The organism is Marinobacter sp. (assembly GCF_046484525.1).
Lineage (GTDB): Bacteria > Pseudomonadota > Gammaproteobacteria > Pseudomonadales > Oleiphilaceae > Marinobacter.
In genome coordinates, this window is record NZ_JAWOIS010000016.1 from 131,658 (window position 1) to 139,201 (window position 7,544).

6 protein-coding genes are annotated in these 7,544 nt (G+C 60.4%); 1 reads left to right on the forward strand and 5 read right to left on the reverse strand.

Going from position 1 to position 7,544, the window contains the following annotated elements:
* Nucleotides 1–55 precede the first annotated feature (55 nt).
* Nucleotides 56–2,563, reverse strand: coding sequence for a nitrite reductase large subunit NirB (gene nirB, locus R6W86_RS04120; RefSeq protein WP_410328115.1), 2,508 nt, complete (start codon nucleotides 2,561–2,563; stop codon nucleotides 56–58).
* A gap of 347 nt (nucleotides 2,564–2,910) precedes the next feature.
* Between nirB and R6W86_RS04125 the strand changes: the two genes are divergently transcribed.
* A complete protein-coding gene (locus R6W86_RS04125; protein ID WP_410328116.1) occupies nucleotides 2,911–4,191 on the forward strand; it encodes a nitrate- and nitrite sensing domain-containing protein in 1,281 nt (426 codons plus the stop codon).
* Nucleotides 4,192–4,211: 20 nt separating this feature from the next.
* Here R6W86_RS04125 and R6W86_RS04130 read toward each other — a convergent pair whose 3' ends face one another.
* From R6W86_RS04130 to R6W86_RS04145, 4 genes are all read right to left on the reverse strand, one after another.
* Nucleotides 4,212–4,910, reverse strand: a complete 699-nt coding sequence (locus tag R6W86_RS04130) for a hypothetical protein (protein WP_410328117.1) — start codon at nucleotides 4,908–4,910, stop codon at nucleotides 4,212–4,214.
* A 107-nt stretch (nucleotides 4,911–5,017) separates the two neighbouring features.
* Nucleotides 5,018–5,536: an Hcp family type VI secretion system effector gene (locus tag R6W86_RS04135; protein WP_410328118.1), complete on the reverse strand. Its 519-nt coding sequence runs from the start codon at nucleotides 5,534–5,536 to the stop codon at nucleotides 5,018–5,020.
* A 313-nt stretch (nucleotides 5,537–5,849) separates the two neighbouring features.
* Nucleotides 5,850–6,704 carry a formate/nitrite transporter family protein gene (locus tag R6W86_RS04140; protein WP_410328119.1) on the reverse strand — a complete coding sequence of 285 codons (855 nt, stop codon included), beginning with the start codon at nucleotides 6,702–6,704 and terminating at the stop codon, nucleotides 5,850–5,852.
* 305 nt (nucleotides 6,705–7,009) lie between these two features.
* Nucleotides 7,010–7,381: an energy transducer TonB gene (locus R6W86_RS04145; RefSeq protein WP_410328120.1), complete on the reverse strand. Its 372-nt coding sequence runs from the start codon at nucleotides 7,379–7,381 to the stop codon at nucleotides 7,010–7,012.
* Nucleotides 7,382–7,544 lie beyond the last annotated feature (163 nt).

The following is a 7,544-nucleotide window of genomic DNA, read 5'->3' on the forward strand; positions in this document are numbered from 1 at the left end:
TAGAAGAAAGGCATCCCCCGCGCCGCCGTGCTCCACCCCCAAAAGCCGGGTAACGTCAGGCAGACTCCAAAACAGGCCGCCGCTGATCCCGCTCAGTCGTCCACTGCTGAACCGGATCCGTCTTGTTGGGTGCATTCACAAACTCCCGGAACCGCTTGCGCTTCTCCGGATCCTCCACCGCCGTCTTCCACTCGCAATGGTAGGTGCCGACAATGCCTTCCATGTGCTCCTCAAGTTCGGCGCCAATCCCGAGACTGTCCTCCAGTACCACTTTTTTAAGGTAGTCGAGGCCGCCTTCCAGGTTCTCCATCCAGACACTGGTACGCTGTAACCGGTCGGCCGTGCGCACGTAGAACATCAGCACCCGGTCAATGGTGCGGATCAGCTCCTCGTCGGAGAGATCGGTTGCGAACAGATCGGCGTGGCGCGGACGCATGCCGCCGTTGCCGCAGACGTACAGGTTCCAGCCGTTCTCCGTGGCGATAACGCCAATATCCTTGCTTTGGGCCTCGGCGCACTCCCGGGTGCAGCCGGATACTGCCATCTTGACCTTGTGGGGTGCGCGCAGGCCCTTGTAGCGGTTCTCCAGGAAGATCGCCATGCCCACGCTGTCCTGTACGCCATAGCGGCACCAGGTGCTGCCGACGCAGGATTTGACCGTGCGCAGGGACTTGCCGTAGGCGTGGCCGGTTTCGAAGCCAGCGGCGAGGAGTTTCTCCCAGATCTCCGGCAGCTGGCTCAGGGTCGCACCGAACAGGTCCACCCGCTGACCGCCGGTGATCTTGGTGTAGAGATCGTATTCCCGGGCCACCTTACCGAGCACAATCAGTTTGTCCGGCGTGATCTCGCCGCCGGGGATGCGCGGCACGATGGAGTAGGTGCCGTTTTTCTGCATGTTCGCCATGAAGGTGTCGTTGGTGTCCTGCAGGGGCACGTGATCGGTGGCCAGGATGTGCTCGTTCCAGCAGGTGGCCAGAATGGAGCCGACCGCCGGCTTGCAGATGTCGCAGCCATGGCCCCTGCCATACTGGCTGATCAGCGTGCGGAAGGTCCGGATGCCGTTGACCTTGACAAGATGGAACAGCTCATGGCGGCTGAACGGAAAGTGTTCGCAGAGGTCCTTGCTGACTTCCACGCCCCGTTTTTCGAGTTCGCTGTCCACCACGTTTTTCAGCAGTGCGGTGCAGCCGCCGCAGCCGGTGCTGGCTTTGGTTTCGGCCTTGATGCCTCCAAGGTCTGAGCAACCGGCATCGATGGCGTCGCGGATGTCGCCCTTGGTGACGTTGTGGCAGGAACAGATCGAGGCAGAATCCGGCAGGGCATCGGCGCCCAGCGCCGGGACGCCCCCCTGACTTTCCGGTAGGATCAGGCTTTCTGCATTTTGCGGAAGATCGATTCCGTTGAGAGCATATTGCAGCAAGGTGTCGTAGTAGCTGTTATCGCCAACCAGGATGGCACCCAGCAGTTTCTTGCCGTCACCACTCACCACCATGCGACGATAATGACCGGCCTGTTCGTCGTTGTAGCGGATATTGCGGGCGCCCGGGGTCTGGCCATGGGTGTCTCCGATGGAGCCGACGTCCACGCCCAGTAATTTGAGCTTGGTACTCATGTCGGCGCCGGTGAAGGCGGCGTCAGGGTCACCGCTGAGGACCGTCGACAAGGTTCGGGCCATGGTGTACCCGGGTGCGACCAGGCCAAAGATTCTCTGATTCCACAGGGCGCACTCACCAATGGCGTGAATATGCGGGTCGGAGGTGGTGCACTGGTTGTTGACGACGATGCCGCCACGTTCGCCCACCTTGAGGCCGCTCTGGCGTGCCAGGGTGTCCTGGGGTCTGATGCCGGCGGAGAACACAATCAGGTCCGTTTCCAGAAAATCCCCGTCACTGAAGTTCATGCGCAGGCGGGCATTCTCGCCTTCGACAATGTCGGTGGTCGCTTTTTCGGTGTGCACCCGGACGCCCAGTTCCTCGACTTTTCCGCGCAACACCGCGCCGCCGTCGGTATCCAGCTGCACCGGCATCAACCGCGGCGCAAACTCCACCACATGGGCTTCCAATCCCAGGCTTTTCAAGGCATTTGCCGCTTCCAGGCCCAGCAGTCCGCCGCCGACCACCACGCCGGTTGTGGCGGTGTCGGCGCTGGCGCGGATGGCGTCCAGGTCATCCAGGGTCCGGTAGACGAAGCAGCGCTCGTTGTCGTTGCCTTCGATGGGGGGCACGAAGGGATAGGAGCCGGTGGCCAGCACCAGTTCGTCGTAGGCGTAACGACCGACGGGTGTCGTGACCGCTTTCCGGTCACGATCGATGGCAAGGACCGGCTCACCGAGTTTCAGGGCGATGTGATTGTCGGCATACCAGTCGGCGGTGCCCATGGCCAGATCCTCGTGGGTGGACCCCCCGAAGTATTCGGACAGGTGGACCCGGTCATAGGCCAGTTGCTTCTCTTCGCCGAAGGCGATGACCTCATACTCGTTTGCAGCGGGGCTGGCCGCGAACTGCTCCAGGAAATGATGTCCCACCATTCCGTTGCCGATAACGATCAGGGTTTTCTTGCTCATGGTGCCCTCTGCTGCTTTTCTCCAAACAAAAAAAGCCGGAGCCTCATTTCCCGAGCGGGATCTGAGGGTCCGGCGCCAATGCCAACAACAATGATCTGATGGTCCGGCCGAGTCCTTGGCCGGGACGTTCATCCCTGCCAAGGATTTAGCGATCTTCGTGCCAACTTTTTGTTTCTTTGAAAAACAGAAGGTTATGAACCCAAGGCTTTTCGGAGCGTCTGCCCAGCGCCTGCTTTTGCCCTCCCTTGGGGCGTCTTGCACGAAGTTGCAGCCGGCGGAGACGCGACGGTGGCCCGGGAATTGCTGCCGGTAATGCAATCTGATGTGAAAAAAACCGGAGTGACAGGATGAACACCAAACGCCAGACCCACCGACCAGCCGCCCCTTCCGCCGGGGATTACCTGATTGCCTCCAAACAGTGCGAGCTGATGCATCTTCAGCACTTCCTGCAGATGGGTAAGCTGATCCAGAGCATCGGCAATCTCGTGCATGGGTTACAGCAGGAGCGCGGCGCCTCCAATGTCTTTCTCGGGTCCGGTGGGGCGAAGTTCGGCAGCGAACGCACAGCCATGATCCGGGAGTCGGACAGTCGCCACCTGGCGTTCAACGCTGCACTGGTTGAGGTCCACGAGTCGCTGACCGAGCAGCCGGTCAGCCCCCAGCTGCTCAACCACATTGCCAGTGCCGTCCATGGCCTGGAGACGCTGCCCCGCCTGCGTCGTCAGGTGGAGTGCCAGAATCTGAACGCAGTCGAGGCGACCGAGACGTATAGCCGGCTGATCCAGGGCCTGATCACGGTGGTATTCGAGGCTGCGGATACGGCTGTTGACCCGACGATTGCGGGCCTTCTGGTGGCCATGGTGCACCTGATGAATGGCAAGGAATTCTGTGGTCAGGAGCGGGCTGCCGGCTCTGCCGGTTTTTCCAGTGGTGGCTTCGATGCTGCACTGTCCCAGCGCATAATGCACCTGGTTGCAGCGCAGGAGCGATGTTTCGAAGTCTTTGTCAGCCTTGCAGACGCCGATTCCAGGGCGCTCTGGTACGAACTCCGTTCCCACCCCCGGGAAGCGGAGCTGGATCGGCTTCGTCGCCTGGGCTGGTCGGTCGGCCCCCGCAGAATTCTTGACCCGGAGCTGGCGGATCGGTGGTTTGGGCTGATGACCGAACGTATGGACGTGCTCAAAAAAGTGGAAGACGCGGTGGAGAGCTGTTTCCACGGCCGCTGTGTCGACCGGTTTGGTGAAGCGAGGAATTCGCTGGCGCACCAGGAAACCCTGCTGGCGACGCTGGATGAGGATGGCGAGTCCTCACAACCGATGCTGGTTCTTTGCAGCTCCGGCGAGTCCTGGCAGAGCGATGGGGTCGGGCAGCAGTTCGGGCGTTCGATCCTTGAACTGGTCCAGGAACAGACCCGACGGCTGCAGCAGATGACGGATGAACTGCAGGTCGTCAAAGAGACGCTGGAGGATCGACGGACGCAGGAGAAAGCAGTGCTGCTGTTAATGGCGCACCGGAAAATCGACAACGACGAGGCCCATCGGGTATTGCGCAAGCTGGCCATGGATCAGGGTCGGAGACTGCCAGAGGTCGCCCGGGCGCTGGTATCGATGGCTGATGTGCTTAACTGAAGGTGTGTCGGGGAACGGTGTTACCGGCTTTTCCTCAACATCGACAGGGGAACCCGGTAGCGACTGCCTCTGCAATCACCGGTACCCTGGACCGTGCAGGTTTTCCGGTTGACCCGAACGATCTGGCCCTCACGTCGGTGGGCGCCTTCACCGAAGGCTACTGGCTCGCCCACTTGCCACTGGCTGGCAATTGAGGCCCTGTCAGGCAGTTCGAAAGGCGCGTCAGGAATGCGGATGCCTTTGCTTGTGCTGCACCGGAGCAGGAAGTCACGGGTAGCCATGGCTGCGCCGCTGTCATGCAAGTGGTCAAGAATCTCATAGAAATGGCGATTATGGACAGAGCCGTAGGCTCGCTGGCCGGCACTGTACTGGAGCAGGTGGGCGAATTCATGACAGCAGGTGTGGGCCAGAAGATTCAGGGTGCTCAGTTCGCCGCCGAAATAGCTGCGGCCCCGGAGTTCCCGGGTGGACAGCCATCCGTCGGCGGTTTCAGCCCGCTGTTTGGCCGCAATCATCCGCAGCCCGTAGTTGATCAGGTGCAGTTTCCGCCGGGGATCGTAGCGATGGTATGTGGCCTGTCCGGAACCCAGCCGGCAACGCAGGACACCGCCAGTGGCCTGGGTGCTGAGCCGGCCAGCGGCTGGCTGCCAGAGGATTTCCCGGGTAGCCTCGCACATAAGTTGGCCGATCTGATGTAGGGCAGATGATGAGTCGTGCATGATGAACCTGTTGTGCGGACCATCATGTTAACGGGGGGCGGCAGGTAGCACAAACGAAAACGGCCGACCCCTTGGGCCAGCCGTTTCCGGGGATTGGGCCGCGACTATCAGGCCTCGATCGGCGAACGCCAGTCGTCCGCGCCGGAAGTGCCGGCTACGGCATGCTCCCAGGTCACCTTGCGATAGGCCAGGGAGACTTCCACCAACTGGGTGAATTCGGCCTTGGCCGGATCCTGGCAGTGGGGCATGTTGCAGTCGATATTGATGACGGTGGCATCTTCCAGGATGGTGGAGAAGAAGTGTTCCTGCTTGCCTTCAACGGAGGTGCGGTACCATTTAAGCTCAACCTTGGGCAGCATTTCACCGGACGCCAGCGCGTTGTACATCAACGGTGTGGCCTTGTTCAGGGCGGCGGTAAATTTGAAGGGTTTGTGTACCCGCTGACCGGAGGGCTGACCGGACTGGGGGTCAGTCGGTACCGTGACCACATGGCTGAATTCCTGGACCAGGACTTCGTCCTCGTGGCCTTCGACGTAGGTGTTGCCGACGGAATCCGAGGTGAAAGCGCCGGCGGTGATGTTGCCCTGGGTCTGGCCTTCGATACTGATATAACAAGGGGTTGGCATAAGTCTGCTCCATGACTTGGTAATGAATGTACGTCCCTGGATCGCTCCCTGGACACGCCGTTCATAACAAGCTCCGTGCCAGTATTTTAAAACTCAATTAGAACAGTAAGTTGATGATCTTATGGGCGCGAGCATGGTCGGTTCCGGGCAAGACTGTGCCCATGCTGCAGGCAAGCGGTTGCTCACGGGCAAGACGTTGCCCGCTGTCAGTCGGCAATCCATGGAAGTCCTGGTTGACCGGCTTGCGGTCCTTTGAAGAATGCTGACCGGCCGCAATACGCAGGCCGGTCTTTGAGCAGGCCGTTGCCATCGATCAGGCGGGGCTGGAGGACATGGCCGCATTGTCCATGGTTGCAGGAGCAACCTGGCGTTTCGGAGCCGTGCGGACGTGGGTGACATACAGGGTAAGCCCGGTGAAAGCCAGACCACCCACGAGATTGCCCAGCACCGTCGGGATCTCGTTCCAGAGGAAGTAGTCGGCGACCGAGAAGCCACCGCCCATAAGCATGGCGGAGGGGAACAGGAACATGTTCACGACCGAGTGCTCGAAGCCCATGAAGAAGAACAGCATGATGGGCATCCACATGGCCAGAAATTTGCCACTGACGCTGGTGGAGATCATGGCGCCGACCACCCCCATGGAAACCATCCAGTTGCACAGCATCCCGCGGATGAAAATTGTGCCCCATCCCGCCAGGCCGAATTCCGCATAACCCAGGGTTCTGGCCTCTCCCACACTGGACAGCTTCTGGCCAATGGCGCCGGGTTCCGTGTTGAAACCGTAGGTGAAAATAAAAGCCATCAGAAAGGCGACGGTGAGTGCGCCAGCAAAGTTGCCCAGAAAGACCCAGCCCCAGTTGCGGAGGATGGCTTTGACGGTCACGCCGGGACGCTTATCCAGCAGGGCCAGGGGTGTCAACATGAAAACGCCGGTGAGCAAGTCGAAGCCCATCAGGTACAACATGATGAAGCCCACCGGGAACAGCAGCGCACCGATCAGGAAAACTCCGGTCTGGACCGCTACGGTAACTGCGAAGGCGGCTGCCAGGGCGAGGATTGCGCCGGCCATGAAAGAGCGGATGAGCGTATCCCGGGTGGACATGTAGGTCTTGGATTCGCCGGCATCGACCATTTTGGTGGCGAATTCCGAAGGCACGATATAAGACATAGTGTTTCCCTCTGAACGAAAAAACGGCGCTCCCGTTGACCGGTAACACCGGAAACAGGAAGACGCCGTCGTCTGAATAAGTCTGTCGCTGTGGGCGGGGCCCCAGTGGCCTCGCCTGGGAGAGAATCAGCAGAGTTCGTGCCAGATCCCGGTTTATTCCGGAAAGAATCGTGTTTTCAATGGGTTGAAAAAAGAACTTCGATCAGGGGCGCGCCGAGCTGCTGAGTATCTGGGAGATTTCCTGCACTTTAAACGTGCAGGTCCTGGCGTTTATGCGACATGCTGAGGCGAGTTCCGTCGATGGATCAGCGCAGGCGGAATCGAACCGGCAAAGCATAGCTGAAGCTCTGCCCTTCCATCCGGTCCGGAACCTCGGGCAGAGGAGCGGCCTGCGCCAGCATGTTCATTGCAGCCTCATCGAGCAGTTCATGCCCGGAAGAATCCCTGAGGTTATGGCGGATCAGGGTGCCGTCCCGCCGGAACTGGAACACGATCACCGGGGTGCCCTCCTGTCCCAGCCGGCGTGCCCGCCTCGGGTAGTCATAGAACCGCGCCAGGTGACGGCTGAGCTTTGAGAGATAGTTATCCACGTCCGAGGACGATCCTGCGTTCTGCAGGGCCATCGGCTGCCTTTCGCTGTGGATTTTGTCCGGGGACTCCGTATTCGCCGCTGTCATCGTGGGTGCGGGCTCCGGTTGGGGTTCCGGAGCCGGACTAACCGGTCTACGCTCCGTTTCAGGCTCAGGCTCAGGCTCAGGCTCAGGCTCAGGCTCAGGCTCAGGCTCAGGCTCAGGCTCAGGCTCAGGCTCAGGCTCAGGCTCAGGCTCAGGCTTGGGCTCA